This window comes from Curtobacterium sp. PhB115 (assembly GCF_003752025.1).
Classification (GTDB): Bacteria; Actinomycetota; Actinomycetes; order Actinomycetales; family Microbacteriaceae; genus Curtobacterium.
In genome coordinates this window covers 97,466-116,893 of record NZ_RJKR01000006.1, presented here as the reverse complement: position 1 = coordinate 116,893, position 19,428 = coordinate 97,466, and the positions used below count along the sequence as shown (strand labels likewise).

General features: G+C 70.9%; 19 protein-coding genes. 11 read left to right on the top strand and 8 right to left on the bottom strand.

What is annotated here, in order from left to right:
- Positions 1-72: 72 nt before the first annotated feature.
- Positions 73-846, bottom strand: coding sequence for a class I SAM-dependent methyltransferase (locus tag EDF19_RS06080; protein WP_123680056.1), 774 nt, complete (start codon positions 844-846; stop codon positions 73-75).
- Positions 847-889: 43 nt separating this feature from the next.
- Between EDF19_RS06080 and EDF19_RS06075 the strand changes: the two genes are divergently transcribed.
- On the top strand, positions 890-1,636 hold the full coding sequence (locus EDF19_RS06075; RefSeq protein WP_111032327.1) for a phosphoglyceromutase: 747 nt from the start codon (positions 890-892) through the stop codon (positions 1,634-1,636).
- Positions 1,637-1,824: 188 nt separating this feature from the next.
- On the opposite strand, the gene EDF19_RS06070 is transcribed toward EDF19_RS06075, so the two are convergent.
- Entirely contained in the window at positions 1,825-2,373 is a 549-nt protein-coding gene (locus EDF19_RS06070) for an AAA family ATPase (protein ID WP_123680055.1), read from the bottom strand.
- 31 nt (positions 2,374-2,404) lie between these two features.
- Entirely contained in the window at positions 2,405-3,073 is a 669-nt protein-coding gene (phoU, locus tag EDF19_RS06065; RefSeq protein ID WP_123680054.1) for a phosphate signaling complex protein PhoU, read from the bottom strand.
- 146 nt (positions 3,074-3,219) lie between these two features.
- Here phoU and EDF19_RS06060 point away from each other — a divergent pair, with 146 nt between their 5' ends.
- Together EDF19_RS06060 and EDF19_RS06055 are read left to right on the top strand one after the other, a co-directional pair.
- Positions 3,220-4,386: a cell wall metabolism sensor histidine kinase WalK gene (locus tag EDF19_RS06060; protein WP_123680053.1), complete on the top strand. Its 1,167-nt coding sequence runs from the start codon at positions 3,220-3,222 to the stop codon at positions 4,384-4,386.
- Positions 4,383-5,063 carry a response regulator transcription factor gene (locus EDF19_RS06055; RefSeq protein WP_123680052.1) on the top strand — a complete coding sequence of 227 codons (681 nt, stop codon included), beginning with the start codon at positions 4,383-4,385 and terminating at the stop codon, positions 5,061-5,063. The genes EDF19_RS06060 and EDF19_RS06055 overlap by 4 nt, the downstream gene beginning before the upstream one ends.
- 125 nt (positions 5,064-5,188) lie before the next feature.
- On the opposite strand, the gene EDF19_RS06050 is transcribed toward EDF19_RS06055, so the two are convergent.
- Positions 5,189-5,707: a DNA modification methylase gene (locus tag EDF19_RS06050; protein ID WP_123680051.1), complete on the bottom strand. Its 519-nt coding sequence runs from the start codon at positions 5,705-5,707 to the stop codon at positions 5,189-5,191.
- A 155-nt stretch (positions 5,708-5,862) separates the two neighbouring features.
- Here EDF19_RS06050 and EDF19_RS06045 point away from each other — a divergent pair, with 155 nt between their 5' ends.
- From EDF19_RS06045 to rlmB, 4 genes are all read left to right on the top strand, one after another.
- Positions 5,863-6,345, top strand: a complete 483-nt coding sequence (locus EDF19_RS06045; RefSeq protein ID WP_017888066.1) for a CarD family transcriptional regulator — start codon at positions 5,863-5,865, stop codon at positions 6,343-6,345.
- A 64-nt stretch (positions 6,346-6,409) separates the two neighbouring features.
- Positions 6,410-7,600: a 2-C-methyl-D-erythritol 4-phosphate cytidylyltransferase gene (ispD, locus tag EDF19_RS06040; protein ID WP_123680050.1), complete on the top strand. Its 1,191-nt coding sequence runs from the start codon at positions 6,410-6,412 to the stop codon at positions 7,598-7,600.
- A gap of 18 nt (positions 7,601-7,618) precedes the next feature.
- A complete protein-coding gene (gene cysS / locus EDF19_RS06035) occupies positions 7,619-9,028 on the top strand; it encodes a cysteine--tRNA ligase (protein ID WP_123680049.1) in 1,410 nt (469 codons plus the stop codon).
- Positions 9,029-9,056: 28 nt separating this feature from the next.
- The gene (gene rlmB / locus EDF19_RS06030; protein WP_123680048.1) at positions 9,057-10,070 is read left to right on the top strand and encodes a 23S rRNA (guanosine(2251)-2'-O)-methyltransferase RlmB; all 1,014 of its coding nucleotides are present in this window, start codon (positions 9,057-9,059) and stop codon (positions 10,068-10,070) included.
- 679 nt (positions 10,071-10,749) lie between these two features.
- On the opposite strand, the gene EDF19_RS06025 is transcribed toward rlmB, so the two are convergent.
- Both EDF19_RS06025 and EDF19_RS06020 read right to left on the bottom strand, forming a co-directional pair.
- A complete protein-coding gene (locus EDF19_RS06025; RefSeq protein WP_123680047.1) occupies positions 10,750-12,060 on the bottom strand; it encodes a DUF4032 domain-containing protein in 1,311 nt (436 codons plus the stop codon).
- An 85-nt stretch (positions 12,061-12,145) separates the two neighbouring features.
- The gene (locus EDF19_RS06020; RefSeq protein ID WP_123680046.1) at positions 12,146-13,249 is read right to left on the bottom strand and encodes an ABC transporter ATP-binding protein; all 1,104 of its coding nucleotides are present in this window, start codon (positions 13,247-13,249) and stop codon (positions 12,146-12,148) included.
- Positions 13,250-13,513: 264 nt separating this feature from the next.
- Here EDF19_RS06020 and EDF19_RS19070 point away from each other — a divergent pair, with 264 nt between their 5' ends.
- Entirely contained in the window at positions 13,514-14,458 is a 945-nt protein-coding gene (locus EDF19_RS19070) for a thioredoxin domain-containing protein (RefSeq protein WP_185022712.1), read from the top strand.
- A 6-nt stretch (positions 14,459-14,464) separates the two neighbouring features.
- Here EDF19_RS19070 and EDF19_RS06010 read toward each other — a convergent pair whose 3' ends face one another.
- Complete coding sequence (locus EDF19_RS06010) at positions 14,465-15,358, bottom strand: neutral zinc metallopeptidase (protein WP_123680045.1); 894 nt, start codon at positions 15,356-15,358, stop codon at positions 14,465-14,467.
- Positions 15,359-15,457: 99 nt separating this feature from the next.
- On the opposite strand from EDF19_RS06010, the gene EDF19_RS06005 reads away from it, so the two are divergent.
- Entirely contained in the window at positions 15,458-16,600 is a 1,143-nt protein-coding gene (locus EDF19_RS06005) for a glycerol dehydrogenase (protein ID WP_123680044.1), read from the top strand.
- Between the two features lie 35 nt (positions 16,601-16,635).
- Positions 16,636-17,577 (top strand): 2-deoxy-5-keto-D-gluconate 6-phosphate aldolase domain-containing protein, encoded by a 942-nt coding sequence (locus EDF19_RS06000; protein WP_123680043.1) that lies wholly within the window; start codon positions 16,636-16,638, stop codon positions 17,575-17,577.
- A 72-nt stretch (positions 17,578-17,649) separates the two neighbouring features.
- Here the strand turns inward: EDF19_RS06000 and EDF19_RS05995 are convergent, their stop codons facing one another.
- Positions 17,650-18,411 carry an NAD(P)H-hydrate epimerase gene (locus EDF19_RS05995; RefSeq protein WP_123680625.1) on the bottom strand — a complete coding sequence of 254 codons (762 nt, stop codon included), beginning with the start codon at positions 18,409-18,411 and terminating at the stop codon, positions 17,650-17,652.
- 34 nt (positions 18,412-18,445) lie between these two features.
- On the opposite strand from EDF19_RS05995, the gene EDF19_RS05990 reads away from it, so the two are divergent.
- Complete coding sequence (locus tag EDF19_RS05990; protein WP_123680042.1) at positions 18,446-19,225, top strand: alpha/beta fold hydrolase; 780 nt, start codon at positions 18,446-18,448, stop codon at positions 19,223-19,225.
- The last annotated feature ends 203 nt before the right edge of the window (positions 19,226-19,428 follow it).

Below are 19,428 nucleotides of genomic sequence, written 5' to 3'. Positions count from 1 at the left end.
GGATCGTCGCGAACGCGCCGCCGCGCCGCCGCAGCGCCGTCAGGCAGGCGCAGTCGCGCCGCCGCCGCGCCGTCAGACAGGCTCGACCGCGGCCCACGGCACGGACAGCTCGCCGAGCCGCCACCGCGCCGGCCCGTGCAGTACCGGCCACCCGCGGTCCCGCATGCCCCGCACCGTCGCGATCCACCGCTGCCTGGGGCCGTACGTCCCGAGCGGTGCCGCGACCGCCCACGACAGGTCGAGGTCGCGCAGGAACGCGTGCACCCGCTCCCCGGGCACGTTCCGGTGGATGAGCGCCTTCGGCAGCCGTTCCGCGACGATGCTCGGCACGTCGAGTCCGGCGAGCCGCAGCGACACCGTGAACGTCTGCGGCGCGACGTCGTCGAGCGTCACCCACGAGGCCACCCGACCCACCTCGTTGCACGTGCCCTCGACGAGCGTACCGCCGGGTTGCAGCCGGTCCTGCATGATCCGCCACGAGTCGACGACCGCCGACTCGTCGTACTGCCGCAGCACGTTGAAGGCCCGGATCACGGCGGGTCGGCGCTGTCCGGGCGTGGGGGTCTCGAAGCCGCCGAGGCGGAACGTCACGCCGTCGCGGGTGCTGGCGTTCGCGAGCGCCACCCGGGAGGGCTCGATCTCGATCCCGGTGACCTCGACGTCCGGACGCACCAGGGCCAGGCGGTCCCGCAGCTCGAGCGTCGTGGTCGGCGACGCCCCGTACCCGACGTCGGCGACGAGCGGGTCGTCGGCCTTCCGGAGCGCCGGGAGGGACGCGATCCACCGGTCGACGCGGCGGAGCCGGTTGTACCCGGTCGTCCCGCGCGTCACGTTCCCGATGGGCATGCGTCAAGGGTACGGGGGTCGTGGCGCTCGGTAGACTCGCAGCATGACCTCCACGCTCGTCCTGCTCCGTCACGGAAACAGTGACTGGAACCAGAAGAACCTGTTCACCGGTTGGGTCGACGTCCGGCTCAGCGAGCTGGGCGAGAAGGAGGCGAAGCGCGCCGGCGACCTCATCGCCGAGTCGGGCATCGTCCCCGACGTCCTGTACACCTCGCTCCTGACCCGTGCGATCCAGACGGCCGACATCGCGCTGCTCCAGGCCGACCTGGCGTGGCTGCCGGTGAAGCGCGACTGGCGTCTCAACGAGCGCCACTACGGCGACCTGCAGGGCAAGGACAAGGCCCAGACCCTGGCCGAGTACGGCGAGCAGCAGTTCATGGAGTGGCGCCGTTCGTTCGACGTCCCGCCGCCCCCCATCGCCGACGACGCCGAGTGGTCGCAGTTCGGCGACCGCCGCTACGCCGAGCTCGGCGACCAGCTGCCCCGCACCGAGTCGCTCAAGCTCGTCATCGAGCGCCTGCTTCCCTACTGGGAGTCGGACATCACGAAGGACCTCGCCGCCGGCAAGACCGTGCTGGTCACCGCCCACGGCAACTCGCTGCGCGCGCTCGTGAAGCACCTCGACGGCATCTCCGACGACGACATCGCCGGGCTGAACATCCCGACGGGCATCCCGCTCGTCTACGAGCTCGACGACGACTTCACCCCGACGAAGCCCGCGTACTACCTGGACCCGGAGGCCGCCGCTGCCGGCGCCGCCGCCGTGGCCGCCCAGGGCGCGAAGAAGTAAGACCGCACACACGAACGCCCCGTCCGGTCTCCGGGCGGGGCGTTCGTCGTCCGGCCTGGTGGGGCCGCGAGAGCGACAGTCTGCCGCGAACGTTCCGCCGACTCCTGTCGCTCTGCCGGGAGGAACGGATCACCGCACCGACGACGCGTCGCCTCGGCAGAGCGGTCGGCTCCTCGGGCCGCGGCTGGTCAGACGAAGTGCGACGCGATCTCCTGCACGAGGGCACCGACGTCGTACTCCTTCGTCGTGTCCACGCGGATCACCGGGACGCCGGGGAGCCCGACGGGCCGGGCATCGTCGACGTGTTCGTCCCAGAACGCCTGCACGCCGGCCAGGTCCCCGTGCACCTCGTGGCGCACCGGAACGGTGCCCGGGTCGTACCGGTCGCGCAGCCGGTCGTCGGCGGTGGCGCGGTCCGTGTCGCACCACACCTCGACGGCGCGAGGCGACCCGGCGGACGCGAGCCCGGCCTCCAGGCGGTCCCGGTCACGAGACGGCAGCCAGACGGCGTCGAGGACGACCCCGTTCTCGACGGCCCGCGCCATGGACCACATCGTGTCCATCGCGATGCCACCGAGCGGACGCGACGCGATCATCGGCCCGACGATGTCGGCGAGGGGCTCCTTGATGCGGTCCTTCGACAGGAACGGGCAGCCGAGGACCTCGGCCAGCGCCGTGCCGATCGTGCTCTTGCCGGAACCGGGCATGCCGTTGACGATGATCGCGACCTGGGCCATGCGTCGATCCTCGCAGACTGCGAGGCGCGGGTCAGACCGAGGCGCTCGCGGTGGAGGCGCCGGTCCAGTCTCCCGTCGCCAGGTACTCGACCTTCTTCGCGATCGACACGGCGTGGTCGGCGAAGCGCTCGTGGTAGCGGGAGGCCAAGGTGGCGTCCACGGTGTCGATCGGGTTGCCCTTCCAGGTCTCGCCGAGGACGAAGTCGAACACGCTGGCGTGCAGCTCGTCGACGGCGTCGTCCTCGTCGCGGATCTCGGCGGACAGGGCGATGTCCTCCGTCGCGAGCAGGCGCGTGAGCTTCTGCGCCATGGCGACGTCGTGCGCACCCATCTGCTTGAAGGTGCCGCGGAGCCCCTTCGGCACGACCTTCTCGGGGAAGCGCTGCCGGGCGAGCTGCGCGATGTGCTCGGCCATGTCGCCCATCCGCTCGAGCGAGGAGCTCACACGGAGGGCGGTGACGACGACGCGCAGGTCGCGGGCCACCGGAGCCTGGCGCGCCAGGATGTCGATGGCGATCTCGTCGAGGCTGTTGGCGGCCTCGTCGATCTTCTGGTCGTCGGCGATGACCTCGTCGGCGAGGGCGACGTCGGAGTCGCCGAAGGCCTGGGTGGCTCGGGTGATGGCGGACTCGACGAGTCCTGCGATCTCGGTCAGTCGCTCCTGGACGTCCTGGAGTTCCTGCTGGAAGACTTCGCGCATGGGGGAGTACCTCTCTCTGCGTACCGGTCGAGTGTCGTCAGCCCAGGTGAACGAACGGTGACGTGGGGCTGAACGCTTCGCGTTCCGGCCTGGCAGGGCGGGTGAACGGTACCGGAACCCCGTGTGACCATCCCTACACTGGCGGCATGGACAACGCGTGGCTGGTGCCACTGTCGATGCTCCTCGGCGGGGTCTTCGGCGCGGGGGTCGTGGTGCTGATCATCACCGCTGAGCGCACGGCACGTGCTGCCGACGTGGCGGAGCGGACCCTGCCGGACGGCGTCGCCGCGGTGATCGCCACGATGCACAACCCGGCGGTCGTCGTCGATCCGTCGAACACCGTCGTCGCGGCGTCACCCCAGGCCCTCACGGTCGGGCTCGTCGTGCGTCGCCGGCTCGTGCACCAGGAGTTGCTCGACGTGGTCGACCGGGTGCGGCGGAGCGGGGAGATGGCGTCGGAGGACCTCGAGCTCCCGCGCGGCCGGCACGGTGAGCTCATCGGCTACCTCAGCTTCCGGGCGGCGCAGCTCGGCAACCGGTACGTGCTGCTCACCGCCGACGACCTGACCGAGAGCCGCCGCATCGACGAGGTCCGCCGGGACTTCGTCGCCAACATCTCGCACGAGCTGAAGACCCCGATCGGCGCCATCGGCCTGCTTTCCGAGACCCTCGTGCTCGCCGCCGACGACCCCGTCCACGTGAAGAAGTTCGCGGCGCAGCTCATCACCGAGTCCGAGCGGCTCGGGGCGCTGACGAAGGACATCATCGAGCTGTCCCGCCTGCAGTCCGTCGATGCCCTCGAGAACAGCGAGGAGACGAGCGTCGACAAGATCGTGCAGGCATCGGTGGACGCCAACGCGGTCGTCGCCCGTGCCCGCGACATCGAGATCGTGCGGGCGAAGAAGTCGAAGCTGCGCGTGATGGGCGACCCCGGCCTGCTGCAGGTCGCGGTGTCGAACCTCATCGCGAACGCGATCAAGTACTCACCGGACGGCACCCGCGTCGGCGTCGGCGTCCGGTCCACCAAGGGCTTCGTCGAGATCGCGGTGACCGACCAGGGCGTCGGCATCCCCGAAGCGGATCTCGACCGCGTCTTCGAACGGTTCTACCGTGTCGATCCCGCACGGTCGCGGGCCACCGGGGGCACCGGCCTCGGGCTCGCCATCGTCAAGCACGTCGTCGGCAACCACGGCGGCGACGTGCGTGTCTGGTCGCAGCCCGGCAAGGGCTCGACCTTCACCATCCGCATCCCCGAAGCGGACCCAGAACTGACCACAGCACTCGAAGAGCAACTGGAAGAGCAGCCATCGTGACCAAGATCCTCATCGTCGACGACGAGCCGGCCCTGAGTGGACCCCTGGAGTTCCTGCTGCAGCGTGAGGGGTACGAGACCTCCGTCGCAGCCGACGGCGTGACCGCGCTGTCGAAGTTCGACGCGGAGAACCCGGACCTGGTGCTCCTCGACCTCATGCTGCCGGGGCTGAGCGGCACCGAGGTCTGCCGTCAGATCCGCACGCGGTCGAACGCCCCGATCATCATGCTGACGGCGAAGGACTCCGAGGTGGACATCGTCGTCGGGCTCGAACTCGGCGCCGACGACTACGTCACGAAGCCGTACTCGACCCGCGAACTCCTGGCTCGCATCCGCGCGGTGCTCCGCCGCCGGACCGAGGATGACCCGGCGGAGAGCGGGATCCTGCAGGTCGGCGGCATCCGCATGGACGTCGAGCGCCACACGGTGTCGGTGGACGGGTCCGAGACGGCGATGCCGCTCAAGGAGTTCGAGCTCCTGGAACTGCTCCTCCGCAATGCCGGCCGGGTGCTCACCCGTGGTCAGCTCATCGACCGGGTGTGGGGCTCCGACTACTTCGGCGACACGAAGACCCTCGACGTCCACATCAAGCGGATCCGGTCGAAGATCGAGCGGGTGCCGTCGGCGCCCGAGGTCCTGGTGACGGTCCGCGGGCTCGGGTACCGCATCGAGGCCTGAGACGGACGGACAGGAGGCCCGGTGCGAGTCCGTGGGACTCGCACCGGGCCTCCTGTCTGCAGCAGTGGCGTTGGCGCGTCTGGCGCGTCTGGCGCGTCTGACGCGCTCGCGCGTGCGCGGTGCGGCTACTGGCCTTCGGTCGGCGTGGCGCTCGGCGTCTCGACCGGCAGCGTGATCTGGCTGGACGGCTCAGGGGTCGAGGTCGGCGCGAGGGTGGCGTACTCCTCTTGTGCCGAGGTCAGGACCGGCACGCTCGCCGAGACGCCCTCGGCGTCGGGGTAGGAGAAGTAGACCTTGACGAGCGAACCGGGCTTCGCGTCCGCGCTGTCGAAGTCGAGGGTGTCGTGCTGCGAGTCGTTCGCCAGGTCGACGTGCGAGTTCGCCGGCACCAGCACGGTCTCGGTGTCGCCACCGATCTCGACCGACACGGTGATGCCGTCGGTGTCGGAGTTGTTCACCAGCGTGCCGATGAACCGCGCGCCCTCGCCGTCGTCCGAGATCAGGAGCGCGTTCCGGACGTCGACCTTGCCGGTCGAGACGTTCACGCCGTCGGTGATCTGCTTGATGTCGACGGTGTGCGCGGGCGACATGAACTCGCACCCGGTGGCGCCCAGCGCGATGGTTGCCGCAACGGCGACGGACACGAGTACCCGAGCTCGCAAGAGATTCCTCCGTAAGTCGATGAGGACCGGACGGTCCCGCACCATCCTAGCGATCGCCGGGAAGTGCCAGTGCTGAGGGTCCCCTTACCCGAACACCCCTTGTGGTAAACTGGAAGTCTGGGAACGGAGCCTGATACATGCAATTCGAGGTCGGCGAGACCGTCGTCTACCCCCACCACGGGGCGGCAACCATCTCTGAAGTCAAGACGCGCGTCATCAAGGGCGAGGAAAAGGTCTACCTGAAACTGCGGGTCACGCAGGGTGACCTGACGATCGAGGTCCCGGCGGACAACGTCGACCTGGTCGGCGTCCGCGACGTGATCGGCAAGGAAGGGCTCGACAAGGTGTTCGAGGTCCTCCGGGCGCCGTTCACCGAGGAACCCACCAACTGGTCGCGCCGGTACAAGGCGAACCTCGAGAAGCTCGCTTCCGGGGACGTCATCAAGGTGTCCGAGGTCGTCCGCGACCTCTGGCGTCGGGACCAGGACCGCGGCCTGTCCGCGGGTGAGAAGCGGATGCTGGCCAAGGCCCGGCAGATCCTGATCTCCGAGCTGGCCCTGGCCGAGAAGACCGACGAGGACAAGGCATCGACCGTCCTCGACGAAGTCCTGGCGTCCTGAGCGTGACGAACCACTGAGCGCAGCAGCACTGAACGCAACGACGACCGCACGGTTCCCCGAAGGGGTGGACCGGGCGGTCGTCGTCGTTGCAGCGGGGTCCGGCACCCGGCTGGGCATCGGTACCGCGAAGGCGTTCGTGCCCGTCGCTGGGCAGCTCATGCTCGCGCGGGCGCTCGAGCCGCTGTTCACGTCGTCGGCTCCGATGCTGGTCGTCGTGGTCGCTCCGTCGGCCCTGCTCGAGGACTGCCGTCAGGTGGTCGCCTCGGTCGCGGGCGCTGCGGTCGCGTACACGGCGGTCGTGCCGGGAGGCGCGGATCGCCATGGCTCGGTCCAGGCCGGCTTGGCCGTGCTGCCGGACTCCGTCACCACGGTGCTGGTGCACGATGCGGCGCGGTGCCTCACGCCCGCTGCGCAGTTCTCCCGGGTGTTCGACGCGGTCGAGTCTTCTGTCGCGGCCGGTGCTGGGGACGGCGTCGTCCCCGCGCTCCCCGTCACCGACACGGTCAAGCGGGTGTCCGGCGACGTGGTCGTCGAGACCGTCGACCGGGCTGCACTCGTCGGGGTGCAGACGCCGCAGGGCTTCCCGCTCGACGCGCTCCGGCGGGCGTACGCGGTGTCGGCGCAGTCCGAGACCGACGACGCGGGCGTGTTCCAGTCCGCGGGCGGCACGGTGCGGTTCGTGCCGGGCGACGCCGACGCCTTCAAGATCACCACGCCGTGGGACCTCGGTCGGGCCGAGTCCATCGTGCGGGCGCGGTCTGCCGTTCTTGTGGACACCGCTGTCCCGGCCGTCCGGCTCGGACTCGGGGTCGACGTGCACGCGTTCGACGTCGAGTCGCCGTGCCGCGTCGGTCTGCTCGACTTCCCCGGCGAACCGGGGCTCTCCGGCCACAGCGACGGCGACGCGGTGGCCCACGCGGTCTGCGACGCCCTGCTCTCCGCGGGCGGGCTCGGCGACATCGGCGGGACCTTCGGCACGTCGGACCCCGCCTACGCCGGTGCGTCCGGTGACGTCTTCATCCGCGGTGCCGTCGGGCTGCTCGCCGACGCCGGCCTCGTACCGCAGTCGGTCACCGTGCAGGTGATCGGGAACCGACCGCGCATCGGGGCCCGTCGCGCCGAGATGCAGGACGCCCTGTCCGCCGTCGTCGGTGCCCCCGTCGCGGTGTCCGGCACGACGACCGACGGCCTCGGGTTCACCGGCCGGGGCGAGGGGCTCGCCGCGATCGCCACGGCCGTCACCCGACCGGCCTGACGTCCTAGGCTTGGGATCGTGACCGTTCGCCTCTACGACTCCCGCGCCGCAGCCGTCGTCGACCTCGTCCCGTTGGTCGACGGACACGTCAGCGTCTACGTCTGCGGTCCGACGGTGCAGTCGTCGCCGCACATCGGGCACCTCCGCTCGGCCCTGGTCTACGACATCTGGCGACGGTGGCTGACCTACCGGGGGTTCCGCGTGACCCTGGTGCGGAACGTCACGGACATCGACGACAAGGTGCTCGACCTGGCCGCCGGCACCGACGAGCCGTGGTTCGCCCGTGCCTACCGCGTCGAGCTCGAGTTCACCGCCGCGTACAACGCCCTGGGGATCCTGCCCCCGACGTACGAGCCCCGTGCGACCGCGAGCGTGCCCCAGATGCACGAGATCATCCAGCGGCTCATCGACCGCGGGCACGCCTACGCCGCCGACGACGGCTCGGGTGACGTGTACTTCGACACCGGCAGCTGGGCGGACTACGGCGTCCTCACCCGACAGCGCCGCGAGGACATGGTCGAGGCCGCCGACGCCGATCCCCGCGGCAAGCGCGACGCCCGCGACTTCGCGCTCTGGAAGGGTGCGAAGCCCGGTGAGCCCGCGACCGCGAACTGGGACTCCCCGTGGGGTGCCGGGCGCCCGGGGTGGCACATCGAGTGCTCGGCGATGTCCCGCCGGTACCTCGGTGCCGCGTTCGACATCCACGGCGGCGGACTCGACCTGCGCTTCCCCCACCACGAGAACGAGCTCGCCCAGTCGACCGCCGCGGGTGACCCGTTCGCGTCCTACTGGCTGCACAACGGGCTCGTGACGGTCGAGGGCCAAAAGATGTCGAAGTCGCTCGGCAACTCGATCTTCGCCGCCGACTTCCTCGGTGCCGCCCGTCCCGCCGTGGTCCGCTACTTCCTCGGTGCGGCGCACTACCGCTCGTCGATCGACCACCACGAGGGCTCCCTGGCCGAGGCCGAGGCAGCGTACGACCGCATCGCGGGCTTCCTCGAACGGGCCGAACAGCGCCTCGAAGGGGTTCACCTCGCCGACGCCCCGACCGTCCCCGACGCCTTCGCCGCGGCCATGGACGACGACCTCTCGGTGCCGCAGGCGCTCGCCGTCCTGCACGAGACCGTCCGGGCCGGCAACGCCGCACTCGACGCCGACGATGCGGAATCGCTCGGGACCGCGTACCATCAGGTGGCTGCGATGGTCGAGGTCCTCGGTGTCGACCCGCGAGCCGCCCACTGGACGGGCGGTGGCCAGGACACCTCGGCAGGCCCGCTCGCCGCTCTCGTCGAACGCCTCGTGCAGGAGCGCGCGGACGCCAGGGCAGCACGCGACTTCGCTGCGGCCGACCGTGTGCGCGACGACCTCGCCGCCGCGGGCATCACGATCGAGGACACGCCGTCCGGAACACGCTGGAGCATCGCCTGACAACGGCAGTGCCGAACAGGAGCTACGCATGAAGAACGTCTCGGGAAACAAGAAGGGTCGGCCCGGCGCCGTCCGTTCCGGCCGCAAGGGCAACAAGCAGGTCGGCTCCGGCGGCCAGGGCGCACAGGCGCTCGAGGGCCGCAAGCCGACCCCGAAGGCCGAGGACCGGCCGTACCACCCCGCCGGTAAGCGCAAGGCCGCGAAGGACCGCTTCGAGGCGGCGAAGGGCCGTCACGGTGCGTCCAGCTCGACGCAGAACCGCACCGGTGGTCGCCCGCCGGCGCGCAAGACCGACGACTCCGAGCTCGTGACCGGGCGCAACTCCGTGCTCGAGGCGCTCCGCACGAAGACCCCGTCGACGACGCTCTACATCGCGTCCCGCATCGAGGTCGACGACCGCGTGAAGGAGATCCTCACGCTCGCGAACCACCGCGGTGTGCCGATCATCGAGCTGATGCGCCCCGAGCTGGACCGCATCACCGGTCACGACAGCGTGCACCAGGGCGTCGCGCTCAAGGTGCCGGCGTACCAGTACGCGGTCGCCGAGGACATCGTCGAGCAGGCGTTCTCCCGCGACCAGGTCCCGCTGCTCGTCGCGCTCGACGGCATCACGGACCCCCGCAACCTCGGTGCGATCATCCGCTCGACCGCGGCGTTCGGTGGGCACGGCGTGGTCGTGCCGCAGCGTCGTTCGGTCGGCGTGACGGCGTCGGCGTGGAAGACGTCGGCCGGTGCCGCGGCCCGCACGCCCGTCGCGATGGCCCCGAACCTGACCCAGACGCTGAAGTCGCTCAAGTCGATGGGCCTGTTCGTCCTCGGCCTCGACGGTGACGGCGACATCGAGCTCGACGGCCTCGAGCTCGCCGACCGCCCGATCGTGATCGTCGTCGGTTCCGAGGGCAAGGGCCTCTCGCGCCTGGTCACCGAGACGTGCGACGCGATCGTGTCGATCCCGATCTCGAGCGCGACCGAGTCGCTCAACGCCGGCATCGCCGCGAGCGTCACCCTGTGGGAGGTCGCGCGGCGCCGTCGCACCGCGTAGCCCGCGTTCGCTCACTTCGTGAGCACGAATGGTCGCCTCCCCGCTGTGGGAGGCGACCATTTCTGCTCACGGTGCTGGATGGGGTGGGGCCGGAGGGTCAGGACACGTCGGCTGGTGCCCGCCGTGTGGTCACGAGTCGTCGCTGCGCGCCGCCGCATGTGACGGTCTGTGACCGGCCGACGTCCGCCTGGCGGGGTGTCGTGACCGCTCGACGTCCAACGTCACCATCGGCGGTGCGGGCGTGACGGTCTGGAGGGCCGGCGCCGGTCTCCGGGACACGGGCCGGGCCTCCAGGCGGTCGCGTTCTCGACCCCCGAACGGTCAGGACACGTCGGCTGGTGCCCGCCGTGTGGTCACGAGTCGTCGCTGCGCGACGCCGCAGGCGACGGTCCGTGACCGGCTGACGTGCACCTGGCGGGGTGTCGTGACCGCTCGACGTCCAACGTCACCATCGGCGGTGCGGGCGTGATGGTCTGGAGGGCCGGCGCCGGTCTTCGGGACACGGGCCGGGCCTCCAGGCGGTCGCGTTCTCGACCCCCGAACGGTCAGGACACGTTGGCTGGTGCCTGCCGTGTGGTCACGAGCCGTCGCTGCGCGACGCCGCAGGCGACGGTCTGTGACCGGCCGACGTGCACCTGGCGGGGTGTCGTGACCGGTGGGCGGCGCGCGGGCGGGGGTGTCAGACGGTGGCGCGCCAGTCGTCGACGTCGTCGGACTCGTCGGACTCGTCGGCTGCGTCGACCACCGGGATCGGCAGCGTCATGGACGAGGTCGGCGGGTTGATGAGCAGGCGCTCGTCGCGGCGGTGCCGCAGCACGTCGTTGATGTACGCCGTCGTGGCCTCGGGCAGGGAGACGGAACGCTCCTCTTGCTGGGACATGAACCAGCGGTGCTCGAGCAGCTCGTGGAACACCTCGGCGGGCTCGAGTCGCCCACGCAGGTCGCGGGGGATCGACCGGACGACGGGCTCGAAGACCCGCGAGACCCACTCGTGCGCCACCATCTCCTCGTCGAGCTCGTCACGGCCGTTCCGTGCCCGGTAGGAGTCGAGGTCGTTCAGCAGACGACGGGCCTGGTTCTCGCCGGCGTCGAGCCCGGTGAGCCGCAGCAGTCGACGCTGGTGGTGCCCCGCGTCAACGACCTTCGGCTGGATCCGCACCTGCGAGCCGCCCTCGGTCGTGTGGATCGAGAGCTCCTCGATGTCGAAGCCGAGCTCGTTGAGCCGTTCGACGCGGTCGTTGATGCGCCAGCGTTCCTTGACGTCGAACTGCTCGGTGCCGGTGAGCTCCTTCCAGAGCGTCCGGTACTGCGCCACGATGCGGTTCGAGACGTCCACGGGGTCGGCGTTCTCGTCGAGCCGTCCACCGGCTTCGAGGTCGAGGAGCTCGCCGGCGATGTTCACCCGCGCCACCTCGAGGTCGTTCTCGCGCTGGCCGTTCGAGAGGCCGCCGGGGTAGAGCTTGCCCGTCTCGGCGTCCACCAGGTAGGCGGCGAAGGAGCCCGCGTCGCGCCGGAACAGCGTGTTCGACAGCGAGACGTCACCCCAGTAGAAGCCGATGATGTGCAGCCGGACCAGCAGGAGCGCGAGGGCGTCGACGAGGCGGGTCGCGGTCTCCGGTCGGAGGGTCTGGGAGTACAGGGCGCGGTACGGCAGGGAGAACCGCAGGTGCCGGGTGACGAGCACCGGGTGCAGGGGTGCGCCGTCGGCGTCCGCACGGTTGGTGATGACGGCGACGGGGTCCACGCACGGCACGTCCATGCGCTGCAGCGTCCGGAGCATGTCGTACTCGGAGCGCGCCACCTCTTCACCGGTCTCCTTCACGGCGGCGACGTAGCCGCTCAGGTGCACGAATCGGACGAGGTGCCGGGAGATGCCCTTGGGCAGGGCGACGATGGTCTCGTCCGGCCAGTCCGCGAGGGGGACGTCCCACGGCAGGTCGAGCAGCCCCGGGTCGACGGTGGCGGCGGTGATGGACAACGAGTCGGGCACGGTGGTTCCTCTGGAGTCGGGGACAAGCCGAGAGCCCGCGACCCGCCCTTGTGAGGCGGGCGCGGGCTCCCAGGGAGTGCGCTGCTTACGCGCGGGCGACGACTGCCTTGTCGTCCAGGCGCTCGCCAGACTCGGTGTCGAACGCGTGCACGTGGCCCTGCTTCGGCGTCACCACGATGGTGTCACCGATCGAGGGGTGCGCACGGCCGTCGACACGGGCGACGATGTCGACGCGCGTGCCGCTGACGTCGGCGTGACCGTAGAGGTAGCCGTCGGCGCCGAGTTCTTCGACCACATCGACCGTGACCGGCAGGCCCTCGCCCGACTGCGCCACGACGACGTCCTCGGGGCGGATGCCCACCGTGATGTTGCCGGAACGCGCGTTCGAGAGCGTGTCGCGGTCGATCGGGTGGTTGAGCGTGCCGAACTTGATGCCGCCCTCGACCACGTCGGCCGGCAGGAGGTTCATGGCCGGCGAGCCGATGAAGCCGGCGACGAACACGTTGTTCGGCTTCTCGTACAGGTCGCGCGGGGTGCCGACCTGCTGGAGGATGCCGTCCTTGAGCACCGCGATGCGGTCACCCATGGTGAGGGCCTCGGTCTGGTCGTGCGTGACGTAGACCGTGGTGACACCGAGACGACGCTGCAGCGATGCGATCTGGGTGCGGGTCTGGACGCGGAGCTTGGCGTCGAGGTTCGACAGCGGCTCGTCCATGAGGAACACCTGCGGCTGACGGACGATCGCACGGCCCATCGCGACGCGCTGACGCTGACCACCGGAGAGGGCCTTCGGCTTGCGGCCGAGGTACTGCTCGAGGTCGAGGAGCTTGGCGGCTTCCTGCACGCGGGTGGCGCGCTCTTCCTTGCCGACACCGGCGATCTTGAGCGCGAAGCCCATGTTCTCGGCGACGGTCATGTGCGGGTACAGCGCGTAGTTCTGGAACACCATCGCGATGTCGCGGTCCTTCGGCGGGACGTCCGTGACGTCGCGGTCGCCGATGCGGATCTGACCGGAGTTGACCTCTTCGAGGCCTGCCAGCATGCGGAGGGAGGTGGACTTGCCGCAGCCCGAGGGGCCGACGAGGACGAGGAACTCGCCGTCGGCGACGTCCAGGTCGAGGGAGTCGACCGCGGGACGGTTGCCTCCGGGGTAGAGACGGGTTGCCTTGTCATAGGTGACGGACGCCATGAGCGTTCGGTCCTTTCTTCACCGGCAGGTACGTGCCGGACGATCCGAGTGAAGCGGTCAGCCCGCGAGGGCCCCGGATGGTCGTCGTCGACCATCGAGGTTCATACAACACGACTTCGCCCGTCGGCGCCAGTGCTTCCCACCTGGCCGGGCGGTTCCCAGAGCGTGGTTGGGTGGTTCCCAGAGCGGCCCACTACAATCGCCGGGTCCGTCCGCCGAGCGGGGGTAGGCCGTGCGGACGCCGATCAGGAGGACGACGCACCGATGACCAACCGCCCCGAGGGTGATGCCCGCGCCGCGCGGAACGAACGCCGTGAAGCCGCCCGACAGCGAGCGCAGCGTGCCCGTACCCAGCAGAAGCGTCGCCAGCGCGGCACCCGTCTCGGACTGCAGATCGGACTCGGCGTCGTACTGCTCGCCGCGGCGACGATCGTCACGCTCGTCCTCGTCGACTCCGTCAAGCCCGCCGGCCCCGGCCCGTCCACGATGTCGCAGGGCGGCATCACCATCGGCCAGGGGCTGAAGCCCGTCAGCGCCGCCGCGACGCCCAGTGCATCCGCGACCGAGGGCGCCGGCACCGTCCGGATCACCCTGTACGTCGACTACCTGTGCCCGATCTGCGGCCAGTTCGAGAAGGCCAACGGCGAGTACATCGAGAACCTCGTCGACTCCGGTGCCGCGACGGTCGACATCCACCCGGTCGCCATCCTGTCGAACCGCTCGCAGGGCACGAAGTACTCGCTCCGCGCCGCGAACGCCGCCGCCTGCGTCGCCGAGCACTCGCCTGACCAGTTCTTCGCCGTCAACGCGGCGCTGTTCGCCGACCAGCCCGAGGAAGGCACCGCCGGACTCACCGACGCCCAGCTCACGAAGGTCGTCACCGGGGTCGACGGGCTCGAGAACCGTCGCGCGGTGACGAAGTGCATCGCCGACCAGGACTACAGCAAGTGGGTCGACGAGCGGACCAGTGCCGTCTCCGGTGGGGACATCCCCGGGTCGTCGCTCACCACGTTCCCGGGCACGCCCCTGGTGCTCGTGAACGGCCAGCAGTACGAGCTCACGTCACCGATCACGAACGACGACTTCCGCACCTTCGTGGTCACGGCGGCGGGCGCGACCGACGCCACTCCGACGCCGACTCCCTCGGCGACGCCGACCCCCTCGGCGACGCCGACCGGTTCCACGAGCCCGAAGCCGACGAAGAGCTGACTCCCGTTACAGCGACGAGCCCGGGATGCTGAACGTGTCGCAGCTCGTCGCGCCCTGCTGGTAGCCGCGGACGAACCACTTCTGACGCTGCTCGCTCGACCCGTGCGTGAACGAGTCCGGGTCGACGCGGCCGCTCGAGCGCTCCTGGATGCTGTCGTCGCCCACGGCACTCGCGGCGGACAGGGCATCGGCGATCTCGGACCGGGTGATCGGTTCGAAGAAGGTCTGCCCGTTCGCGTCCTTCGTGTTCGCGGCGTCACCGACCCACGCGCCGGCGTAGCAGTCGGCCTGCAGCTCCACGCGGACGCTGCCCGACGAGGCCCCGGTGCCGGAGCGGTCCGTGTTCGCGAAGGACCCCTGCAGCTGCTGGATGTGGTGACCCCACTCGTGCGCGACGACGTACATCTGCGCGAGCGGACCGCCGGACGAGCCGTACTTCGACTGCAGGTCGTCGTAGAACGCGGTGTCCAGGTAGATCGCGCGGTCCGGCGGGCAGTAGAACGGCCCGGTCGCCGCGGACGCCTGGCCGCACGAGGTGCTCGTCGAGCCGTCGAACAGCACGAACTCCGGTGACGTGTACGAGATGCCGAGCTGCCGGGACTCGGACGTCCAGTAGCCGTCGAGCGACTCGGCCGCGCCCTCCATCCGGCACTCGACCTTCAGGTTGGCGTCGCGGCCCGTGCGGCACTCCGGTGCGACGTCGACCGTCTCGCCCTGCTGCTGGATCTGCGTCGTGCCGTCGCCACCGCCGACGAAGCCGCTGAGGTCGACCCCGGTGAACTGCGCGATGAGGAACACGACGATCGCGGTGACCCCGACCGCGCCGCCGCCGATCGCGGCACCGCGTCCACGCCGGGTGACCTTGCCGCCCTTGAGCTGCGAGTCGTCGTTGAACGTCATGCCCCGAATCTACGGCTCGTGCGGTTCGCATGTCCCACGCGTAGCGTCTGGGCCGTCGGTGATCCCGACACCTGTCGTACAACCGGAAGGAACCGCACCATGGCCACTCCCATCAGCACCGTCATGAGCCCCGCCCGCTACGTGCAGGGCAAGGACGCGATCACCCGCGTCGGCGAGTTCGTCGCCCCCATCGGGAAGCGCCCCCTGATCGTCGCGGACGACGTCGTCTGGGGCATCGTCGAGGCAGCGGTGACCGAGAGCTTCCAGGGCGCAGACCTGCCGGTCGAGCGAGTCGGGTTCGGTCGGTTCGCGACGCCCGAGGCCGTCGACGAGCTCGTCGCGAAGATCCGCGAGACCGACTCCGACGTGATCGTCGGCCTCGGCGGCGGGTCCGCGATCGACGCGGCCAAGGCCTCCGGCCACCTCGCCGGGATCCGGTGGGCCAGCGTCCCGACGGCGGCGTCGACGGATGCCCCGACGTCGGCGCTCGCGGTGATCTACTCCGAGGAGGGCGAGTTCATCGAGTACCGCTTCTTCCCGCACAACCCGGACCTCGTGCTCATCGACACGAAGCTGGTCGCGGGCGCACCCGTCCAGTTCCTGATCGCCGGGATCGGCGACGCCCTCGCGACCTGGGTCGAGGCGCGCGCCGCCAAGCGTGCGAACGCCGACACGATGGCCGGCGGGCTCCAGACGGAGACCGGCGTCGCGCTCGCCGAGCTGTCGTGGAAGCTCCTGCACGAGAACGCCCTGCAGGCCATCGAAGCCGTCAAGGCCGGGGTCGTCACGCCCGCGCTCGAGAAGGTCGTCGAGGCGAACACGCTGCTCTCCGGACTCGGCTTCGAGTCCGGCGGGCTCGCAGCCGCGCACGCCATCCACAACGGGCTGACCGCCGCACCCCAGGCGCACGGACTGGCGCACGGGCAGAAGGTGAACATCGGTACGATCGCGCAGCTCGTCATGGAGGGCGCACCGGCCGAGGAGATCGAGGACTTCGTCGTCTTCACCACGAAGGTCGGCCTGCCGAACACCCTCACCGAGATCGGACTGAGCGTCGACGACACCGCGGAGCTCCGAGCCGTCGCCGAGGCTGCGACCGTGGAGGGCGAGACCATCCACAACATGCCGTTCCCGGTGACCCCGGAGCTCGTCGTGGACGCCCTGATCGCGATCGAGGGCATCTCGCGCGGGATCCGGGCCGCGAACGGTCTGCCCGAACCGGTCCTGTACCGCGCCCACTAGGACGGCACGGAGGGGGCGCGGAGCACGATGGGGACATGCCCGTCCTCGACGAATCCCACCTCCTCTTCCTGCTCGCGATGGACCAGCGGTCGTCGCTGCTGAAGCACACCTACGGCTCCGACACCGGCGACCCGGCCGACGAAGCCGACGCCGAACGCGTCCGCGCCGGCAAGCAGCTCGTCTACCGCGGACTCCTCGGGGCCCTCGCCGCCGGTGCCTCGCGGGAACGCACCGGCGTCCTCGTCGACGAGCGCTACGGCGCCGACGTCGCGCGGCTCGTCAAGGAGGCCGGGCTCCAGCTCGCGATGCCGATCGAGCGGTCCGGCCGTGACTGGTTCGAGCTCGAGTACGGCGACGACTGGACGGCCCACGTCGACGCGTTCGACCCGGACTGGGTGAAGGTCCTGGTCCGGGACAACCCCGCCTTCGACGCCGACCGTCGCGCCGACCAGGCCGCGCGGCTCGCCGAGGTCGCCGCCGTGCTGCACGAGGCCGGTCGCCCGTTCCTCGTCGAGCTGCTCGTGCCCGGTACCGACGAGCAGCAGGCGTCGGTCGATGACTACGACCGCGACCTCCGCCCGGACCTCGTGGTGCAGGTCCTCGAGTACCTGCAGGACCGCGGGGTCGAAGCCGACGTCTGGAAGCTCGAGGGACTCGACCAGGGGTCGGACGCAGAGCGCGTCGTCGCGACCGCACGGCGCGGTGGCCGCGACTCGGTGCAGTGCATCGTGCTCGGCCGCGACGCCCCGGACGAGCAGCTCGACCACTGGCTGCGCACGGCGGCGCCGGTGGACGGGTTCGTCGGGTTCGCGATCGGCCGGAGCAACTGGGAGTCGGCACTCGACGACGTCGTGCAGCGCGGCCTCGACACCGAGGCCGCTGAGCAGCGCATCGCCGCGAACTACCGGCACTTCGTGGACACCTGGCTCGAGGCCCGTCCCGACGTCGAACACGGGGTCGACGCCGGCGGGTACTGAGCAGCACGCAGCGCGAGCGGACGGGCAGCACGCCGCGCGAGCGGTCTGGCAGCGCGCCGCGCGAGCCGACGATCAGGTGCGGACCAGCGGCTCCGTCGCAGCGAGGTCCTCGCCGATCCCGATGTCGACGAGCTCGATCCGTCCGGCGAGCGTCGCGGCCGGTCCCCGGAGCAACCCGGCCTTCACGCCGCCGAAGGTCACGGTGACGTCGGCGTGCAGCACGTGCTCGTCGGCGATGCCACCGGTGTCGACGTCGATCCCGCTCGGCACGTCCACGGCGACGACGAACGGTGCCCGCTGGTCGCGGGCGAGCTCCCGGATCGCGTCGACGACCTCGCGGGCGGGGGAGCGGAGGGCCGCCGGCCCGCGGACCCCGATCCCGAGGATCCCGTCGAGCACGAGGTCGGCCTCGAGCGCGGCAGCGGTCGCGACCGCCGCAGGAGCGGAGACGCCGGCAGGGCCCGCGGCGGCCGCCGGACCGGAGGCGTCGGAAGGGCCCGCAGCGCCGGTCGTGCCGTCCAGGAGGCGCGCCCCACCCGCCAGCGCCGCTGCCAAGCCGGCCTCGTGGACACGTGAGCCGACGCGCAGGACCGCCACGTGCCTCCCGGCCGTCGCCAGCCGCGCACCCGCGAACAGGGCGTCACCACCGTTGTCCCCGCTGCCCACCAACAGGAGCACGGACCCCGGTCCGTCACCCGGCCGCACGGCCGGGTCGTCGAGCAGGTCGCCGACGATCCGCGCGAGTCCGTCCGCCGCACGCTGCATCAGGGGCTCGCCCGCGTCGAGGTGCGGCCGCTCCGCCGCTCGGATCTGGTCACCGCCGTAGCCGTCCATGGCGACCACAGTGCCCCGGTACCCTGGAGGCGACATGTCACTCGTCCCCGAAGCGCCCCGACCCCGTGCCGTGATGTCCCCGGACGGGCTCAAGGTCGCCACCTACGACTTCGGCGACCCGGACGCACCGGCCGTCGTCGCCGTGCACGGGTTCGCCTCCGGGGCGTTGCTGAACTGGCACGCCTCCGGCTGGACGCGCGACCTCGTGCGCGCCGGCCACCGGGTCGTCGCGATCGACCAGCGCGGCCACGGTGCGAGCGCGAAGCCGCGCGACCCGGACGCGTACTCGATGGACCTGCTCGTCGCCGACGTCACGACCGTCATCGACACGTACCTGCTCGACGACGTCACGTTCCTCGGCTACTCGCTCGGCGCCCGCGTCGGCTGGCACACCGCCGAGCGGCTGCCGGACCGGATCAGCCGTGCGGTGTTCGGCGGGATCCCGGACGCGGACCCGATGCGTCGGGTGCGGGTCGACCAGGCGAAGGCGTACCTGGCGGACGGCACCCCGATCGAGGACCGCGTGACGAACGGGTACCTGACGATGGCCGGCGCCGTCGAGGGGAACGACCTGGCGGCCCTCGTCGCGATGGTCGAGGGGATGCGGAACAGCATCGAGCCGACGCCGGAGAACGCGCCGTCGCAGCCGGTGCTGATGGCTGCGGGCAGCGAGGACGGCATCAAGGACAGCGCCGTGCGCCTGGCCCAGGCGGCGCCGGACGCGTCGTTCTTCGAGATCCCGGGGCGGAACCACTTCAACGCACCGACGTCGCGGGCGTTCCGCGAAGCGGCGATCGCGTTCCTGCGGGGCTGAACCACGCGGTGACACCGTTCTGCGCACCGACGTCGCGGGCGTTCCGCGAAGCGGCGATCGCGTTCGTGCGGGGCTGGACCACGCGGTGACACCGTTCTGCGCACCGGCGTCGCGGGCGTTCCGCGAAGCGGCGATCGCGTTCCTGCGGGGCTGAACCACGCGGTGACACCGTTCTGCGCACCGACGTCGCGGGCGTTCCGCGA

Bases quoted from the DNA above. Each gene is read 5' to 3' on its own strand.
- EDF19_RS06005 (WP_123680044.1), top strand. From the start codon at position 15,458: ATGGCCACTCCCATCAGCACCGTCATGAGCCCCGCCCGCTACGTGCAG.
- EDF19_RS06060 (WP_123680053.1), top strand. From the start codon at position 3,220: ATGGACAACGCGTGGCTGGTGCCACTGTCGATGCTCCTCGGCGGGGTC.
- EDF19_RS06075 (WP_111032327.1), top strand. From the start codon at position 890: ATGACCTCCACGCTCGTCCTGCTCCGTCACGGAAACAGTGACTGGAAC.
- EDF19_RS06010 (WP_123680045.1), bottom strand. From the start codon at position 15,358: ATGACGTTCAACGACGACTCGCAGCTCAAGGGCGGCAAGGTCACCCGG.
- EDF19_RS06070 (WP_123680055.1), bottom strand. From the start codon at position 2,373: ATGGCCCAGGTCGCGATCATCGTCAACGGCATGCCCGGTTCCGGCAAG.
- EDF19_RS19070 (WP_185022712.1), top strand. From the start codon at position 13,514: ATGACCAACCGCCCCGAGGGTGATGCCCGCGCCGCGCGGAACGAACGC.
- EDF19_RS05990 (WP_123680042.1), top strand. From the start codon at position 18,446: ATGTCACTCGTCCCCGAAGCGCCCCGACCCCGTGCCGTGATGTCCCCG.
- EDF19_RS06020 (WP_123680046.1), bottom strand. From the start codon at position 13,249: ATGGCGTCCGTCACCTATGACAAGGCAACCCGTCTCTACCCCGGAGGC.
- EDF19_RS06045 (WP_017888066.1), top strand. From the start codon at position 5,863: ATGCAATTCGAGGTCGGCGAGACCGTCGTCTACCCCCACCACGGGGCG.
- EDF19_RS06080 (WP_123680056.1), bottom strand. From the start codon at position 846: ATGCCCATCGGGAACGTGACGCGCGGGACGACCGGGTACAACCGGCTC.
- EDF19_RS06000 (WP_123680043.1), top strand. From the start codon at position 16,636: ATGCCCGTCCTCGACGAATCCCACCTCCTCTTCCTGCTCGCGATGGAC.
- EDF19_RS05995 (WP_123680625.1), bottom strand. From the start codon at position 18,411: ATGGACGGCTACGGCGGTGACCAGATCCGAGCGGCGGAGCGGCCGCAC.
- phoU (WP_123680054.1), bottom strand. From the start codon at position 3,073: ATGCGCGAAGTCTTCCAGCAGGAACTCCAGGACGTCCAGGAGCGACTG.
- rlmB (WP_123680048.1), top strand. From the start codon at position 9,057: ATGAAGAACGTCTCGGGAAACAAGAAGGGTCGGCCCGGCGCCGTCCGT.